The organism is Trueperaceae bacterium (assembly GCA_023954415.1).
Taxonomy (GTDB): domain Bacteria; phylum Deinococcota; class Deinococci; order Deinococcales; family Trueperaceae; genus JAAYYF01.
Genome location: JAMLIB010000017.1, coordinates 1 through 16,288 on the forward strand (window position 1 = coordinate 1; position 16,288 = coordinate 16,288).

The 16,288-nt window shown below is 70.0% G+C and carries 12 protein-coding genes and 1 pseudogene; 2 read left to right on the top strand and 11 right to left on the bottom strand.

The window, feature by feature from the left end:
* On the bottom strand, window positions 1–1,574 hold a 1,574-nt coding region (locus M9914_13860; protein MCO5175260.1), incomplete at its 3' end, for an AAA family ATPase.
* Window positions 1,575–1,834: 260 nt separating this feature from the next.
* On the opposite strand from M9914_13860, the pseudogene M9914_13865 reads away from it, so the two are divergent.
* Window positions 1,835–2,260: pseudogene (locus M9914_13865) on the top strand (hypothetical protein).
* 276 nt (window positions 2,261–2,536) lie between these two features.
* Here M9914_13865 and M9914_13870 read toward each other — a convergent pair.
* From M9914_13870 to M9914_13915, 10 genes are all read right to left on the bottom strand, one after another.
* Window positions 2,537–3,976: an aldehyde dehydrogenase family protein gene (locus tag M9914_13870; GenBank protein ID MCO5175261.1), complete on the bottom strand. Its 1,440-nt coding sequence runs from the start codon at window positions 3,974–3,976 to the stop codon at window positions 2,537–2,539.
* Between the two features lie 31 nt (window positions 3,977–4,007).
* Window positions 4,008–4,928: an ABC transporter permease gene (locus M9914_13875; protein ID MCO5175262.1), complete on the bottom strand. Its 921-nt coding sequence runs from the start codon at window positions 4,926–4,928 to the stop codon at window positions 4,008–4,010.
* Entirely contained in the window at window positions 4,925–6,058 is a 1,134-nt protein-coding gene (locus tag M9914_13880; GenBank protein ID MCO5175263.1) for an ABC transporter permease, read from the bottom strand. Before M9914_13880 ends, M9914_13875 begins: the two co-directional genes overlap by 4 nt.
* Entirely contained in the window at window positions 6,055–7,590 is a 1,536-nt protein-coding gene (locus M9914_13885; GenBank protein MCO5175264.1) for an ABC transporter ATP-binding protein, read from the bottom strand. Before M9914_13885 ends, M9914_13880 begins: the two co-directional genes overlap by 4 nt.
* An 86-nt stretch (window positions 7,591–7,676) precedes the next feature.
* Window positions 7,677–8,705, bottom strand: coding sequence for a BMP family ABC transporter substrate-binding protein (locus M9914_13890; GenBank protein ID MCO5175265.1), 1,029 nt, complete (start codon window positions 8,703–8,705; stop codon window positions 7,677–7,679).
* A gap of 57 nt (window positions 8,706–8,762) precedes the next feature.
* Window positions 8,763–10,259 (bottom strand): FGGY-family carbohydrate kinase, encoded by a 1,497-nt coding sequence (locus tag M9914_13895; GenBank protein MCO5175266.1) that lies wholly within the window; start codon window positions 10,257–10,259, stop codon window positions 8,763–8,765.
* Complete coding sequence (locus tag M9914_13900) at window positions 10,256–11,323, bottom strand: DMT family transporter (GenBank protein ID MCO5175267.1); 1,068 nt, start codon at window positions 11,321–11,323, stop codon at window positions 10,256–10,258. Before M9914_13900 ends, M9914_13895 begins: the two co-directional genes overlap by 4 nt.
* Before the next feature lie 14 nt (window positions 11,324–11,337).
* Window positions 11,338–12,132, bottom strand: a complete 795-nt coding sequence (locus M9914_13905) for a hypothetical protein (GenBank protein MCO5175268.1) — start codon at window positions 12,130–12,132, stop codon at window positions 11,338–11,340.
* A gap of 175 nt (window positions 12,133–12,307) precedes the next feature.
* A complete protein-coding gene (locus tag M9914_13910; GenBank protein MCO5175269.1) occupies window positions 12,308–13,369 on the bottom strand; it encodes an alcohol dehydrogenase catalytic domain-containing protein in 1,062 nt (353 codons plus the stop codon).
* Window positions 13,362–14,420, bottom strand: coding sequence for a MurR/RpiR family transcriptional regulator (locus M9914_13915; GenBank protein ID MCO5175270.1), 1,059 nt, complete (start codon window positions 14,418–14,420; stop codon window positions 13,362–13,364). The genes M9914_13910 and M9914_13915 overlap by 8 nt, the downstream gene beginning before the upstream one ends.
* A gap of 169 nt (window positions 14,421–14,589) precedes the next feature.
* On the opposite strand from M9914_13915, the gene M9914_13920 reads away from it, so the two are divergent.
* The gene (locus M9914_13920) at window positions 14,590–16,152 is read left to right on the top strand and encodes a LysM peptidoglycan-binding domain-containing protein (GenBank protein MCO5175271.1); all 1,563 of its coding nucleotides are present in this window, start codon (window positions 14,590–14,592) and stop codon (window positions 16,150–16,152) included.
* Window positions 16,153–16,288: the final 136 nt, after the last annotated feature.

A 16,288-nucleotide genomic window follows, 5' to 3' on the forward strand; every position in this document is an offset into this window, starting at 1 on the left:
CGCGCCACGAGCGCGTCGGCCGCCTTCCTGATCTCCTCCGTGGTGCGGTAGTTGAGGCGGAGGACGCTCGACCGGCCGCGCACTTCCAGCCCCGCGGCCAGGAACGACGTGCGGGGCTTGAAGATGCGTTGGTAGCCGTCGCCGGCGATGAACACGTCGTTCTCGCCCTCCGGGGCCAGCGCGCGCAGGAGCCTCAGCTCGGCAGGCCCGAGGTCCTGCGCCTCGTCAGCCACGACGTGCGTGTACGGGCGCTCGCCGGCCTCGTCCAACATGCGCGCGAAGCGCCAGCACACGCCCGACCACGTGGTGAGCCCTTCCTCGTCCAGCAGCTCGTGCAGGCGGTCGAACACGGGCCAGAGCCGCTCCCGCGCGGGCGGCCCGAGGGGCGTGACGCGCGTGGCTCGCTCGGTCACCCGGTACGACGCGAAGTCGCGGAGGCCGTGCGGGTCGACGACCATGTCCCACTCGGCTTCCGCGAACGCCAGCGTCTGCCCGCCGCCGCCCGCTTCGTTCCAGGCCCGCCGCAGCAGCTCGTCGAGCCCGGCGCTCTGCAACGCCTTGAAGGGCCGCGGCGAGCGGTCGTTGTAGCCGCGCACGGCCACCTGGTGGAGGTGGACGACGTCGACCCGCGCTCTGGCTTCGGGCTCCAGGCGCATCAGCGAGTTCACTTGCTCTTGCAGACGCTCGGCCAGCGTCTTGGAGAACGACGTGAGCAGCACCTTCCCGCGCCCCTCGCGGGCCAGCCTGGCCGCGCGGTGCACGGCCACGACGGTCTTGCCCGTGCCAGGGCCGCCGCTCACGCGGGCGGGGCCGCTATGGCTGCGGTCCACCGCGTCCTGCTGGGCGGGGTGGAGGAAGACCTCCCAGTCCTCCCACGGCTCGGCGAGGGCACGGCGCAACGCGTCGTCGTCGACGTTCAGTATGCGGAAGCGGCGCCTGGCGTCCGGGTGGTCGAAGGGGTCGCGGCCGGCGACCTTGGCCGGGAGTTTAGGCGTGCCACCGGCCGCGATCTCGAGGAGGTACTCACGAGCCTCTTCTGGGAGCTGCTTGCCGAGCTCGCCGAGGAACGTCTCCTCGGAGGCGTCGCGCACGAGCGCGCGCCATGCCTTCGGCACGCCGAGCTGCCCGAGGCGCGCGTCCGCCAGGTGCTTGAAGGGGCGACGGCTGAGGCGTTCCTCGGGCGTCTCGGGCTCCTGGTCGACGACCTTGCGCTTGACCACCTCGACGGTCTTCTCGTCGATGACCACGAACTGGGCCGCTCCCGTGTCCTCGTTCACCTCCAGCCTGTGGCTCTCCGCCCACCTGTAGGCGTCGTCGTGGTGGCCGACGTAGCACAGGACGGCGTACTGCCCTTGAACGCTGAGGATGAGCCTGACGTCGTCGTTCACCCGCATGGAGTGGGCGTTCGAGGCCGCGCCGCCGAGCTTCTCGAGGTTCTGGCCGGGTGTGTAGATGCCGCGATGCAACTTCACGACTAGGTCGTTCACGAGCCTCTGCTCGTCCTCGGTAAGCTCGTCGTACGGCCTATGGAACGTATTGGCCATGATGGGGATCATCGAGATCGACGCATCCATGGACCTCCTGGTCTGCTTGGTTCGCCGCCATGTAGCTTTGAGCACACACTACAACCGGAGGCGAGCTGCCACCCGGCCCTCTGAAGGCATGCTAGCTTCGTCTTGCGACAGGAAGCGACGGGAAGGGGTAGGCGGAGCCGAGCGCGGCGAACCCGGTTCGTTGACCGGGTTCGCCGGGCGGCGCTGGGGCCGCAACGGTACATGACGGGTTCCGCCACTATGCTGCTGCGCGCGCTCAGCGCGATGATAGGAGATCGACCATGACCCACGCTGGCCGCCTTACCTCGGTGGACAGCCCCATCAAGGTGTTCTGGGTCGCCGACGCGGCCCACGGCACGCCCGGCCGCCTGGGCCTGACCTTCGCGCCCGGCAAGAAGGCCTACGGCAGTGACGAGGGCGTCTACTGGGACCGCGACCTGCGTCAGGACATGGAGCGCCTGCGCGAGGCGCACGGCGCGGACCTACTGGTGTCCTTGCTGGAGGACTTCGAGTACGAGGACCTCGGGATCCCCGACCTGTTCACGGTGGCCGAGGCCTGCGGCGTGCGCACGGAGCACTTCCCCATCCAGGACACGCGGGTGCCGCGCGCCGGCCAGGAGGGGGAGGTAGACAGGCTGATCGCCACAGTCCGGTCTGCGCTGGCCGCCGGCGAGACCGTCGTTATCCACTGTATGGGCGGGCACGGCCGCACGGGCACGGTGGCGGCGCTCACCCTCGCGAGCTACGGGCTCTCTGCGGAGGAGGCCATCCGCTGCGTGCGCGTGGCACAGCCGAAGGCGCTGGAGAACGAGCTCCAGACGGATTACGTGGCTGGCGCGGGGCGGCGCTGGGCGTCGGCCGGGACATGGGCGCAGCGGTGAGCGGTGCTGGGTCCGACGCGGGCGCTGCGCTCCCTGCCGTGGATGCCGCAGCCGCTCCCGGCCGCGACACCGACTCGGTCGTCGCCCACCGAGGGGCGCCAGCTACCCCAAGTTCACCCTGACGCTCTTCAGCTGCAGGTAGTTCCCCAGCGCCTGCTGGCCTTCCTCGCGCCCTATGCCGCTCATCTTGTACCCCCCGGCGGGGCACTGGATATCGCCGCAGAACCACTCGTTCACGTACACCTGGCCGGATTGCAGGAGCCGGGCCACCCGGTGCGCGCGCGCTAGGCTCTGCGTCCACATGCCGTTGGCAAGGCCGTACTCGGTGTCGTTCGCCATGTGCACGGCCTCCTCCTCGGTGCGGAAGCCCGTGATGGTCACGACCGGACCGAAGATCTCCTCGCGCCAGATGCGCATGCTCGGGGTCACGTCGTCGAAGACCGTTGGCATCACGAAGTAACCGTCGCGTAACGCCCCGTCCGTCGCGCGTTGACCGCCCGTCAGGAGCTTCGCGCCCTCCTGCTTACCGACCTCGATGTAGTCGAGCACGGAGCGCATGTGGTGCTCCGAGACGACGGGGCCGATGGGGTGGTTCTCCACGCCCGGTCCCACGCTCAGGCTCTTGACGCGCTCGACGAAACGCGCCGTGAACTCCTCGCGCACGGACTCGTGCACCAGTATGCGAGGCCCGGACACGCAGATCTGACCCGAGTTTGAGAACGCGGCCCAGACGCTGCCTTCCACGGCCCGCTCCAGGTCGGCGTCGTCGAAGACGATGTTCGCGGCGTTGCCGCCGAGCTCCAGCACGAGGCGCTTCATGGTGGCCGCCGCCCCGCGCATGATCCGCTGGCCGGTGGCTACGGAGCCGGTGAACGTGATGCCGTGGATGCCTGGGTGCTGGACCAACGCCTCCCCAACGTCCGAGCCGGGCCCGGGGATCACGTTGACGAGGCCGTCTGGCAGCCCCGCCTCCTTGGCGAGCTCGCCGAGCTTGATGGCGCCGAGGAGCGCCTCCTGGGCGGGCTTCAGGATGACGGCGTTCCCGGCCGCCAAGGCCGGGGGCACGCTGCGCGACGCCTCCCAGAGCGGCCCGTTCCACGGGATGATGTGAGCGGTCACCCCGAGCGGCTCGAGGGCCGTGTAGACGAGGTGGTTCGCGGAGACCGGGATCTGCTGCCCCTCGACCTTGTCGACGAGGCCGGCGAAGTACTCGAACCGCTTGGCCGCGATGTCCGTCACGGTCACCTCCGAGTACCAGAGCGTGCCACCGGAGTCCAGCGTCTCGAGTAGCGCCAGCTCCTCCGTGTCGCGCTGCATGAGGTCGGCTACTCGCCGCATGGCGGCCGCGCGCTCGCGCAGCGGCATGGCCTGCCAAGCCGCCGCGGCCTTGGTCGCCGCGCGCACCGCGCGCTCGACGTCCTGCGCGCCGCCGCGCGCCACTCGCGCGACCGGGCGGCCGTTGGCTGGGTCGATGACCTCGAAGGTGCCGCCACCGAGCGCATCGGTCCACTCGCCGTCTATGTAAAGGCCGAACTCTCTCAAGTGCATATCCTCCTGAAGGGCGAGGGCGCGCTCACGTGTCGAGCACGCCCTTCTTGCGTGAGCGGGTAGCACTGTAGAACACCAGGGCTGCAAGGGTGATCACATAGGGCAGGGCGAAGAGGAGCTGGGCCGGCACCTTGGGAGCGGTGATCTGGAGCGAGTTCGCCACCCCCTCCGTGGCCCCGAACAGGAGCGAGGCCGCGGCGGACCCGAACGCCGTCCCGCTCCCCACTATCGAGGCGACGAGTCCGATCCACCCGCGCCCGGCGGACATGTTCTGGACGAAGCCCCCGAGGGTCAGGGAGAGCTGGGCGCCGGCCAGCCCGGCGAGGAGCCCACTAGCCAGCACGGCGAGGTACCTGATGCGGCGGACCGACAGCCCGACTGCTCGCGCCGCCAGCGGCTCTTGCCCGACCGCCCTGAGGCGCAGCCCCATGCGCGTGCGGAACACCACGAACGAGACCACGAGCACGAGGGCCCAGGCCGTGTAGTCGATGACCGTGTGGCCGCTCAGGAACGACAGGAAGTGGACGTCCTTCACCAGCGGCACGGTGATTGGGCCGATCGTGGGCGCCTGCGGGTAGCTGAGCGAGCCCTCGCGCCCCGAGATCAGCCACGAGGCGTAGGTGGTGACGGCGGCCGCGAACGCGTTCGTGGCGAGGCCGACGATGAAGATGTTGCCGCGTAGGTACAGGGCGAACCATGCGAAGGCGAGCGACAGGAGCCCGCTGCCGACGAGGGCGGCGACCACGCCGACGAGCAGGTTCCCCGTCATGCCGGTGCCGACGACCGCGGCGAAGGCTCCGAACACCAGGAGCCCCTCCAGGGCGATGTTGAGCACCCCCGCCCTGTCGGTGATCATGCCACCGAGCGCTAGCAGGAGGATGGGCGTCGTCATGCGCAGCACGTCGAACAGCAACTGCAGGTTGAAGACCTCCGCCAGTGAGCTCATCGGTCGCTCCGCGCGGCGCTCGGGCCGCCCTGACGCCGTGGCCTTCCGGTCGCGCCGCTCGGCAGGGCGCCACCGGGCCCCGCGTTCGCGCGTGCGGCTCCCAGCCTTCGCCTCAGCCAGACGTAGATGGCCTGCGCCGTGATCATGTAGAAGATCAAGGACTGGATGATCGAGGCTATGCGGGGCGAGACGTCCGACATGAGGCCCGCTACCGTGGCACCGGAGTGCAGGTAGCCGTAGAGGAGCGCTGCCGGGATCACTCCTAGAGGATGGAGGCGCGCGACCAGCGCCACGGTTACGCCGTTCCAACCGAGGTTGTTCGAGAGGCCCGTCACGAGGCGGCCCTGCACCCCCATCACCTCCCCCACGCCGGCGATGCCGGCCAACGCCCCGCTGATGGCCATGGCCACGAGGAAGTGCCACCCGACGCGGATGCCGCTGTAGCGCGCGTACTTCACGCTCAGACCCGTCAGGCGGATGCGGTAGCCGAAGGTCGTGCGGTACAGCACGAAGAAGGCCACGACCGCCAGCACGATGCCGATCGCGAACATGACGTTGAGGTTCGAAGGCGGCAGCAGCCTCGCGAGGCGGAAGGTGGCGGCGAGCGGCTTGGAGGTGGGGAAGCCCGCCGTGGGGTCGGCCAGGTAGCGCCTGAGGAAGAAGTCGAAGAGCTGGATGAGCGCCGCGCCGATCAGGAACGAGCCGATGACTTCCGTGGCGCCGAAGCGCGTCCGCAACCAACCGGCGAGCCAGGCGAAGAGCGCGCCGGCCGCTCCGGCCGCCACCACGGCGACGGGGATCAGCCACGGGCTGACGAACGGTGGGAACAGTAGGAGCGTCGCGCCGGCCAGCGCCCCCGCGTACACCTGGCCTTCGGCGCCGAGGTTCACGGCGCCGACCTGGAAGGCCACCGCGACGCCGAGGCCCGTCAACAGGAGGGGCGCCGCCGTCTGCAGCATGTTGCCGAAGAAGAGCTTGTTCTGGAACGGGCCGAGGAAGAAGGCGCGGAGGGCGTGGCCAGGGTCGGCGCTCGTCAGCCAGATGATGACTGCCCCGGCGACGAGCGCCACGCCGATGGTCAAGGCGAGGCTGAGCCCGTCGGCGAGTCGATCGAGCAGGCGGTCGGTCATGCCGCACGCTCCTTGTCGTCGCCCTGCAGCATGTAGCGCCCCAGCTCCGTCTTGCTGGTGCGGCCTTGGCCGGGCAGCATGGCGACGAGCCTGCCCGTGTAGAGCACGCCGATGCGGTCGCTGAGGGCGAGGATCTCGTCCAGGTCGGTGGAGATCAGGAGGACGGCGCAGCCGGCGTCGCGGTAGCCCGCGAGCAGGTCGTGGACGAACTGCACGCCCCTGATGTCGATGCCGCGGCTGGGGTTGGAGATGACGATCGCTTCCAGCCGCTCGCTCCGCTCGGAGCCGAGCTCGCGCGCCAGGATCAGCTTCTGGATGTTGCCGCCAGAGAGGGAGGAGATAGGGGAGTCGAGGTCGGGCGCGCGGACGTCGAAGCGCTCGAACATGGAGCGGACGACCTGCCGCAGCCGCCTGCGTCGCAAGATACCTGCGGTGGATTCGCGCCTGTAGCACTGCGTCATGGCGTTCTCGAAGACGCTCGCCTGGGGGGCGCAGCCCCACTCCAGCCGGTCGGCCGGGACGTAGGCGAGGCCCAGCCTGCGCCGCCTGGCTGGCGAAGCGCGCGTGATGGCCGCCCCGTTGAGGACCACGCTGCCGGTGGTGGGCTCGATCAACCCGCCGAGCACCTGCTCGAGCGCCCGCTGGCCGTTCCCTTCCACGCCGGCCAGGCCGAGGATCTCGCCCGCGTTGACGCTCAACGTGATCCCGTCGAGTTCTAGCCGCCCCCGTTCGTCCCGGATGGTCAGCTCGCGTGTGACGAGCTTCTCGCCCCCCGGTTCGCCGCCGTAGCGCCGCACGTCCAACGGCAGGCTCTCGCCCACCATGAGCCGCACGAGCTCCTCCTTGGTGGCCTCGGCGCGGTCGCGGTGCCCGACTACCCGGCCTTTGCGCATGACCGTGATCTCGTCCGCGATGGCGAGCACTTCCTCGAGCTTGTGGGCGATGAAGATGACGGTCCGGTTCTCGCGGATCAGGCGCCGGATGCCCTTGAAGAGCTTCTCGACCTCCTGGGGCGTGAGGACGGCGGTGGGCTCGTCGAGGATGAGGAGCTCGACGTCGCGGCGCAGCTCCTTCAGGATCTCGACCCGCTGCTGCTCGCCTACCGACAGGTCGTGGAGGCGCCGCCTGGGGTCGAGGGGCATGCCGTACTCCTCGGACAACGCCCTCACCTCCTCCACGGCCCTGGCGATGTCGACCTGGCCGAGGCGGGTAGGCTCGTCGCCCAGGACTATGTTCTCCGCGACCGTGAGGGCCGGGAACAGCGTGAAGTGCTGATGCACCATGCCGATCCCGTGCGCGTGCGCGTCTCGCGGCTTACCGGGGGCGTAGGGCTTGCCGTCGAAGCTCATGCTCCCGGCGTCCGGCGCCACCATCCCGCCGATGATCTTGGCGAGCGTGCTCTTACCGGCGCTGTTCTCCCCGATGAACGCGTGTACCTTCCCCCGCTCGACGCTCAGGCTGACCCCCTGGAGGGCGCGCAGGGTTCCGCCGTACGTCTTCGAGAGGCCTTCACACACCAGATACGGGGCCATGCCGAGGTCTCCTTGGGCGGGGGGTGAGGGAGGGAGCGGCGCCCCTTACGAAGGGGAGCGCCACTCCCGCGACTAGTCCTACTGACTCAGTTGCCCAACTCGGCCTGGAGGAGGGCCGCGAGGTCGATCTCGCCGGAAACGATGCCGTCCATGACGGAAGCCAGCTCGTCACGGATCGACCCAGGCACGAACTCCCTGTACAGGTCGTCGTCCGCTATCGAGATGGCGCCTTCCTTCACGCCGGCGATGTCGGTCGTGCCGTAGGGCAGGGTGCCGGCCAACGCCGCCTCGACGGCGCTGTGGATGGAGTTGTCGATGCGCTTGAGCACCGAGCCGAGGATGACGCCCGGCATGGAGGCGTTCTGGTTGGTGTTGACCGCGATGGCGTAGCGGCCGGTCTCCGAGGCCGCCTTGTGTACGCCCGGGTCGCCGCCGCCCGTGATCGACATGATGGCCGTGGTGCCGCGGTTGAACATGTTGAGGGCGAGGTCGCGGGCCCGGTTGGGGTTGTTCCAGTCGCCGACGGCCGCGAACAGCACCTCGATGCTGGGGTCGACGTAGTGCGCGCCGGCCGCGTAGCCCGGGTGGATCTTGTTGTCCATCTGCGGGTACGGCGTGCCGGCGAGCAGGCCCACCTTGGGGCTGGCGGAGTCGCCGGACATGCTGAAGTTCTTGGAGAGGAGGCCGGCGAACACGCCGCCGACGAAGCCGAGCGCCTCGTCGGAGTACATCAGCGAGTAGACGTTGGGCAGCCCCTCGACGGCGGAGTCGAGCAGCGCGTACTTCTGGTCGGGGAACATGGCAGACACCGACTGGAGGATCTGCGGCATCCCGTCGGTGAGGGTGATGATCAGCTCGTACGTCTGGGTGGCCACGAGGGCGGTCAGCCCGGACTCCCAGTCCGAGGCGGCGCCGCCCTCCACCACGCGCACCGTGACGTTCGGGAAGTCCTGGCGGACGCGCGCCACGCCGGCGGTGATCGGCGGCTCGAGCGGGTTGCCGCCCAAGGTGCCGGGGAAGAACACCGCTACGTCGAAGGTCTGTTGCGCGAGGCCGTAGCCAAGGCCAAGCGCCAACGCTAGAGCGACTACGATCGACAAGCCACGCTTATTCATTACGGCTCTCCTTCTGTGGTGTTGCGTCATCGATGGGTGGAGGGGTCCGAGTCGGGACTACGCTGATGGGCTCAACTCGGCCAGGCGGCGGTACGGCTCCTTCAGGCGCTCGTAGAGCTCGAGGAAGAGCGGGTACGTCTGGTCGTAGACCGCCGTGTTCTTCGCGTCCGGTTCTATCACCTCCCGATCGTGGACCATGCGCTGCGCCACTTGGCTCAGCGGCTCGTCGCTTACGGCGGCGCGCGCGAGGATCGCGGCGCCGAGCACGCCGGAGTCTGTGACCGAGGGTACGTGGACGGGCTTCCCGAGGACGTCGGCCTTGATCCGGTTCCACGCGGCGGCGCGGGCGGTCCCCCCGCTGATCACGACGCGCTCGACGTCGCCGCCGATGTCCGAGAGGATGCCGACGACCTGACGCAGGCCGAAGGCCACGCCCTCGAGGAGCGCCCGTCCGAGGTGCTCGGGGCCGTGCTCGGCGGTCACGCCGAAGAAGCAGCCGCGGGCGTCGGCGTCGTAGATGGGGGTCCGCTCGCCGCGGAAGTATGGGAGGGCGATCAGGCCCTCGCTGCCTGGCCTCACGCGGGCGATGGCGGCGAGCACGGAGTCGTGGTCGGCGCGCTGACCGCCCAGCTTGGCGACCGCCCAGTCGAGGAGGCCGCCGCTGTTCGACATGGCGCCGCCTATCACCCAGCCGGCGCCGAAGGGGCTGCGCATGCGGAAGACCCGGTGCCTCGGGTCGGTGAGGGGCGCGTCGGAGGCGAAAGCCACGCCCTCCGAGGTGCCGCCGATGTTGGAGAGCTGGCAGTGGCGGCTCAAGTTCACGCCGATCCAGTGCGCGAACGCGTCGACGGTGCCGCTCACCACTTGTGCCTCGGGGTGCAAGCCGATGGCCTCGGCCACGGCGGGGCGCACCGTGCCGATGACGCGGCCGGCGCCCACCGTGCGAGCGGGGAAGCGGGTCCGTTCCAGGCCCAGGCGCTCCAAGCGGTCGTCGGTCCAGCTCGGCAAGCCGTCGAGCGGCTCGATGGTCACGGCCGCGCCCGTCAGCCGCAAGGCGAGGTACTCGTAAGACTGCAGGAAGGCCGCGGTGCGCCCGAACACTTCCGGCTCGTTGTCCCTGATCCAAAGGACGCGTGGCAAGGACTCGAACTCGATGCTCACGAAGCCGGCCCCCAACGTCTCCGTCATCCAGGCGGCCTGCGCGACCGCGCGCCGGTCGGCCCACGTGATGGCCGGCCTGAGCGCTGCGCCGTCCGGGCCCACGGGCACGACGGTCGGCGACTGACCCGCCACGGAGATGGCACGGATGAGGCGCGTGTCGACGTTCTCGCGGATCTGGCTCAGCACCAGCTCGAACGCCTCCCACCAACGCTCGGCGGGCTGCTCCGCCCACGCGGCGCGCGGCCGATCGAGCGCGTACTCCACCTTGCCCGCCGCCACGAGGTGCCCCTCGGCGTCGAACGCCCCGGCCTTGAAGCCCGTGGTGCCGAGGTCGACGCCCAGGACGAGGTCGCCGGGTCCGCCCGTGGGGCGTGGGCGTTCGGGCCGGCTCATGGACGCCGCCTCCCGGGGCGCGGGTCGGATGCCGGCGCGGCCGTCGCGGCGCCCGGCGCGCCGGGGGCGCCCGCCGCCGGCACGTCTGCCGGCACGTCTGCCGGCACGACCGGCGCGCCGACCCTGACGGGCTTGGTGACCTGGAACACGACGACGCCGAGGCTGGTGAGCGCGATGCCTGCCCACATGAGCGGGTTGACGTACTCCCCAAGGAACCAGGCTCCCCCCACCGCGGTGAGGAGGGGCGTGAGGCCGTTCAGGACGAAGACGGTGGCGGCCGGCAGGAGCTTGATGGCGGTGAACATGGCGAACGCGGCGATCACGCCACCGCAGATGCCGCTCATGACGAGCGAGACCAGGCTCTCCCAGCCGAGCGCCCGGTACACGTCCAGCTGACGGGCGATGATGAGGAAGCTCAGGCTGACGAGGACCGACGTGCCGTAGTGCACGGTCATGCCGGCGGAGCGCTCGACGCCTTGCATCTGGCCGCGGCGCCAGATGACGCCGGAGAGGCCCCAGGCCACCGCCGGCACCAGCGCCAACAGCAAGGCCGTGAACCAGGCGTCGGACACGGGGGTGCCCCTGCTCTGCCCGACGGCGAGCACGCACAGGCCGGCGAACGTCACGGCGATGCCGAAGACGCCCCGGGGCAGGACGCGCTCGCCGAGGAGGAGCCAGCCGAAGAGGGCGCCCCAGAGGAGCTGAGTCTGGAGGACGGGCACCGCGATGTTCACGCCGCCGATGCTCAGTGAGAAGAAGAACGCGAAGGTGCCGATGACCGAGATGGCGCCGCTGAGGACGAAGGGGACCAGCTTGGCGCCTTGGAAAGCGCTCCGACCGGGTAAGAGCTGGCGGTAGCGTCCCGCGCGGCTCAGCAGCGACAGCCCGAGCAGGAAGCTCGGGAGGTCGCGCAGCAGGGGGCCGGCGACGGGGTTGCCCAAGGCGACGCCCGCGCGGCCGAACAGGTTCGAGCCGGTGTAGCCGACGACCGCCGCAAGCGCCCACAGCTCCCCCGCGAACGTGGCGGAGCGTCTGGCGATGGTCTGGGCGGTCGCTCTGATCATCGGCTACACGGTCACTACCGCGACCCGAACTCCTTGGCTGCCTGCGCGACGGTGGCGCCGTCGTGGATGATGCGGGCGAGGGCGCGCACCACGCCCCCGGCGTTCTCGTGCTGCCAGACGTTGCGACCGACGGCCACACCGCTCGCGCCGCCCTGGAGGGAGTCGTGGACCATCGTGAGGAGATCCACCAGCTCGCCCTTCCTGTTCCCGCCGAGCACGACCACGGGGGCGAAGACGCCGGCGGTGAGGGCCTTGAACGACTCCACGTCGCCCGTGTAGGTGGTCTTGATGATGTCGGCGCCGAGCTCGACGCCGATGCGACTGGCGAGCGTGATGTTCTCCGGGGTGTGCAGGCTGGGGTTGAAGCCGCCCGGCATCATCTCGGCGAGCAGCGGCATGTTCCAGGCCGTGCACTGGCTGGCTATCCGGCCGAGGTTGTGCAGGGTCTCGCCCCGGCCCTCGCCGGGGAAGCCCATGGCCGCCACGGCGTCCGCGCCGACGCGCAGCCCGTCCTCGATGGTGTATCGCTGCTCGAAGGTAGAGCCCTGGTCGAGCATGGAGCCGGAGCCGTCGAGGCGCAGGATGAGGCCCATGTCGCCGAGGCGGTCCGTGTAGGTCGTCGCTATCCCTAGGGTGGTGAGGACGGCGTCTGCGCCGGCCTCGCGCACGTCGTCGAGGATCCTCCCAGGGTCTGCTGCCTGGGGGAGGACGTTCATGTAGGACCCGTGGTCCATGGCCACGATCAGCGCGCGGCCGTCCTCACGGAAGACCCTCTGGAGCCTGCGGACCTTGGTGCTGCTGACTTGCATGTTCGCTCTCCTGACTCTCTGGCTTCGCCCGGTTGCGGGCTCTCTGCGCTCGTCGCGCAGGCGGTGGTCGGGGCCTCGGCGCCGGCTGGGTGGCGCGCGGTGGTGGAGGTCCGTCCCTCATGGGGCGGCTGGACGGGTGGCGGCCTTCACGCTTCCAGGTTCACGCCTCTAAGGTTCACGCCTCCAAGTTCACGATGACGCGCTGCGTGGCGCCCGTCGGCACTCCGTGCTCGAGCTCCTCCGCGAGCTCCTCCAGGGCGATCTGGCGCGAGACGAGGTGCTCGAGCCGCCCCTGGAGCTGCGGGAGGAGCTCGGCGGCCGTGCGGACGTCGTTCCGGGTGCGCGATTCGGTGCCGTCGAGGCGGATCTCGTTGTAGTGGATGCGGTTCCAGTCGACCTGGATCTTGGCGGCCGGGTGGGTGGACCCGTACAGGACCACGGTGGAGTACTTGCCGGCCATCTCGATGGCCTGCTCGGCGGCCGCGGCCACGCCGGCGGTCACGAAGACGGCGTTGGTGCCGCGCCCCGCGGACATGGCCCTAGCGGCGGCGATGGGGTCGTCCTTGGTCGGGTTCACGGTGACGTCGGCTCCGAGGCGGTCGCGCACGAACGCGAGGCGCTCCTCGTCGGGGTCGCTGACCAGCACCTTGCAGCCGTAGAGCTTGGCCAGGACCACGTGGAGCGAGCCCATCGTGCCGGCGCCGATCACCGATACCGTGTCGCCGAGGCCGACCGTCGTCTTGCTGAAGCTGTGGATCACGCAGCCGAGCGGCTCCGAGAGCGCGATGATGTGGTGGGGGACGGTGGGATCGACCTTGAAGACCTTGGAGGGGTCGACGGAGATGTACTCGCCGAAGCCGCCGCCGATGACGTGGAGGCCGTCCCACTTGAGCCCCTCGCTGTAGAGCTTCACGCACTGGTTGTCCTGGCCGCGCACGCAGTAGTAGCAGTGGCCGCAGCGGTAGACCAGGTCGAGCGCAACGCGGTCGCCCGGCTCGAAGCCCGTGTCCGCCGGCGCGGCCTCGACGGTCGCGGCGACCTCGTGCCCCGCGATGGACGGCATGGGGACGTGCTTCTGGGCGCCGCTGTAGATGCGCCGCTCGAACGTGCAGATCCCGGTGCGCGTCACCTTCACGAGGACCTTGCCCGGCTCCGCGGTGGGCCGCGCCACTTCCGTCACTGCGATGTCGCGCACCCCGCGGAACACGGCGGCGCGCATCGAACCTTCGCTACTCATGGCTGCTCTCCTTACGCGGGGTCTTGGCCCCGCTCTTCTTCCCGGCGTTCTTGGCGTTCTTGGCCGTCTTCTTGGCGCTGGCCTCTACGGTCAGGGTCTTGGCCGAGGACCTGGTGGGGGGCGGGGCCGAGGGGTCGTCACCCGACCGGCCCCTGCCGAGGCCCGGATGCTTGAGGCCCAGGCCGAGGCGGTCGCGGGACTTGCCTACCTTCTGCAGGAGGATCTGGTTGTAGCGGTGGAAGGCCGCATCGAAGCGCTCGGAATCGGAGGCGATCAGCTCTATGAACAGTGCGTCCACGACGTAGAGCTGCGCTATCCGGCCACCCAGGCTGCCGTCGGGTATCAGGTGGCGCGAAACGGCGGTCGAGAGGACGACGTCGGACACGTCCACGATGCTCGAGTCGGTGAAGTTCGTGAGGGCGACGGTGGTGGCGCCCTGCTCACGGGCCATGGCCACGCACTCCACCACGCTCTGCGTCTCACCGGAGTAGGAGACGCCGATGGCGACGTCGCCCGGCCCGAGGCCGGCGGCCGAGATCGCCTGCATGTAGCTGTTCTCGTACACGGAGGCGTAGATGCCGAGGCGCTTGAGCTTCTCGACGAGGTCCATCCCGACGAGGTAGGAGGTGCTGGCCCCGTAGATGTCGACGTGGCGTGCCTCGGCGATCAGGCGCGCCACCCGCTGCAGCTCCGCTATGTCGAGGGCTTCGGCGGTCTCATTCAGGCCGAGGACCGTGTTCTCGAGGAGCTCCGCCGCGTTCCCTCGGCTGGACCCCTGGCGCGCGGTGAGGTTGGGGATGAGGGTGCCGACCTCGAGCGCGAGGGCGAGCTTCATCTCCTTCACGCCCTCGAACCCGATGTCCTTCGCGAGGCGCACGACGGTGCCGACGCTCGTCCGGCAGCGCGCCGCGATCTCGTGGATGGAGGCCTGCATGGCGTCGTTCGGGTTCTTCAGGATGTACTCCGCGACGACCTGCTGGGCTGGGGACAGCCGCGAGAAGTGCTGACGTAGCCGTTGCAGACAGTGGCGCGAAGGCCGCTCGCTTGTCATTTGAGGGGAGTGTAGAGGCTAGCGGGTCGGGTGTCAATACATTGTTCAGCGTCTTGAGAAGAAAGTTCCGGCCCTTCGCCGTCGGCGGCCTACGCTGAGCCTACCGATCGTTCCCCGCGCCGCTCTCATGAGTCTCGTCTGAAGTGCCCCTCACCTTGTATATTCGGTCATGCGCAACCAGAGCATCCGGCCAGCGGCTCGCCGGAGGCGGGCCTCGTTCGTAGTCCTCGTGGCGGTCATGCCGCTCACGCTCCTGCTCGCCTGCGGTCCGAGCAAGCTGGAGAAGGAGCTCACCGAGCAGAACGCGACCCTGTCCGGCCGCGTCACTAGTCTCCAGGGCGAACTGAGCCAGGCGACGAACGCGAAGGAGGCCGTCGAGGCGAGCCTCGCGGCGGCGCTCGACACGCTCGCGCGCGCCGAGGCCGACCGCGACACGGCGGCCGCGAACGTGACCGACCTGCAGGACAGAGTGACCGGTCTCGAGGCCGGGTTGGCCGAGGCCCAGGGCCGGGTCGACGCCGCTCTTGCCCAGGTGGCCTCGGTCAAAGCCCAGCTTGGCCAGGCCAACGCCGAGAGGGACAAGGTCGGCGCCGACCTCGCCGCGGCCAACGCCGAGCGCGATGCCGTCACCGCCCAGTTGAACGAGGCCATCGCCGAACGCAACCAGGCGACGACCGAGCTCGACCAAGAGCGTGCGGAGCTGGCCGACCTGCGCGCGCTGAGCGACGCGGCCGATCGCGAGGTCGCCGAGCTGCGGGTCGCCAGGGACGACCTCACGCGCCGGCTCACGTCGGTCATGCAAGAACGCGACGCGATCGTCATCGAGTTGGAAGCCGCCCGCGCCGCGGCGTCCGAGGCGAGGGCGGTGGCCGAGAGGGCGAACGCCGCCTCTGCCGAGAGTGCCTCGAGGGAGGGCGCCGCTACGGAGGCGGCTTCCGTCGAGGAGGCGAGGATGAGCCTGGACATCGTCATGCAGCAACGCGACGAGGTCGTGACCGCCCTCACCGAAACGCAGGCGGACCTCGCTGCGGCCGTGAGCGAGCGTGACGAGGTCGCGACGACCCTGAGCGCGGCGCAGGCTGACCTCGCCGCCGCAGTCGCGGAGCGTGACGAGGTCGCTACCGCCCTGAGCGCCGCACAGGCCGATCTTGCCGCCGCCGTGAGCGAGCGCGACGAGTTCGCCGCGCAGGCGGCCGAGCTCGCTTCCGAGCGTGACGGGCTCGCGGCGGCCCGCGACGAGGCCGCCGCGCAGCGCGATCAGCTCGCTGCCCAACGCGACGGACTGGTGGTCGAGCGCGACGAGGCCGTCGAGGAGCTGGGGCGCCTGCGCGCCACGGTGGACGCGTCGCAAGCGCTGCGCTCGGACCTTCAGGAGCGCTTGGGGGCGACCTCGCTGGACCTCGACGGCGCCAGGGCGCGCGCCGCCGACCTCACGCGCGAGCTCGAGTCGCTGTCCGACCAGCGGACCCAGCTCGAGCAGGTGAGCGAGGAGCGCCAGGCGGAGCTCGCGCGCATCCGCTCCGAGCTCCAGGAGGCCCAGCAGCAGGTGGCCACGCTGACGGGCGCGCGCGGCATCTACACGGTGCAGCCGCTCGACTCGCTCTCGTCGATCGCCACGTTCTTCTACCGTCAGGGCTCGCAGTGGCCGCGCGTGCTCGAGGCGAACGCCCACCTCATCGACGACCCCAACCTGATCTTCCCTGGGATGGTGCTCATCGTTCCGCAGCTGTAGTCGGTCGTAGCCAAGGTTCGGAGGCCGTCGAGAGCTGGTGAGGACGCCGGCGGCGTAACCGCCGGTAACCGTATCCCGAGTAGAATGCATTATGCTCATGGTCACAGACCATGGGCATAATTGCCCGGCGGCGTGG

What these genes read in the sequence shown, in the direction of transcription:
- M9914_13875 (MCO5175262.1), bottom strand. Translation starts at nt 4,928, where the DNA reads ATGAGCTCACTGGCGGAGGTCTTCAACCTGCAGTTGCTGTTCGACGTG.
- M9914_13880 (MCO5175263.1), bottom strand. Translation starts at nt 6,058, where the DNA reads ATGACCGACCGCCTGCTCGATCGACTCGCCGACGGGCTCAGCCTCGCC.
- M9914_13885 (MCO5175264.1), bottom strand. Translation starts at nt 7,590, where the DNA reads ATGGCCCCGTATCTGGTGTGTGAAGGCCTCTCGAAGACGTACGGCGGA.
- M9914_13890 (MCO5175265.1), bottom strand. Translation starts at nt 8,705, where the DNA reads ATGAATAAGCGTGGCTTGTCGATCGTAGTCGCTCTAGCGTTGGCGCTT.
- M9914_13895 (MCO5175266.1), bottom strand. Translation starts at nt 10,259, where the DNA reads ATGAGCCGGCCCGAACGCCCACGCCCCACGGGCGGACCCGGCGACCTC.
- M9914_13900 (MCO5175267.1), bottom strand. Translation starts at nt 11,323, where the DNA reads ATGATCAGAGCGACCGCCCAGACCATCGCCAGACGCTCCGCCACGTTC.
- M9914_13905 (MCO5175268.1), bottom strand. Translation starts at nt 12,132, where the DNA reads ATGCAAGTCAGCAGCACCAAGGTCCGCAGGCTCCAGAGGGTCTTCCGT.
- M9914_13910 (MCO5175269.1), bottom strand. Translation starts at nt 13,369, where the DNA reads ATGAGTAGCGAAGGTTCGATGCGCGCCGCCGTGTTCCGCGGGGTGCGC.
- M9914_13915 (MCO5175270.1), bottom strand. Translation starts at nt 14,420, where the DNA reads ATGACAAGCGAGCGGCCTTCGCGCCACTGTCTGCAACGGCTACGTCAG.
- M9914_13920 (MCO5175271.1), top strand. Translation starts at nt 14,590, where the DNA reads ATGCGCAACCAGAGCATCCGGCCAGCGGCTCGCCGGAGGCGGGCCTCG.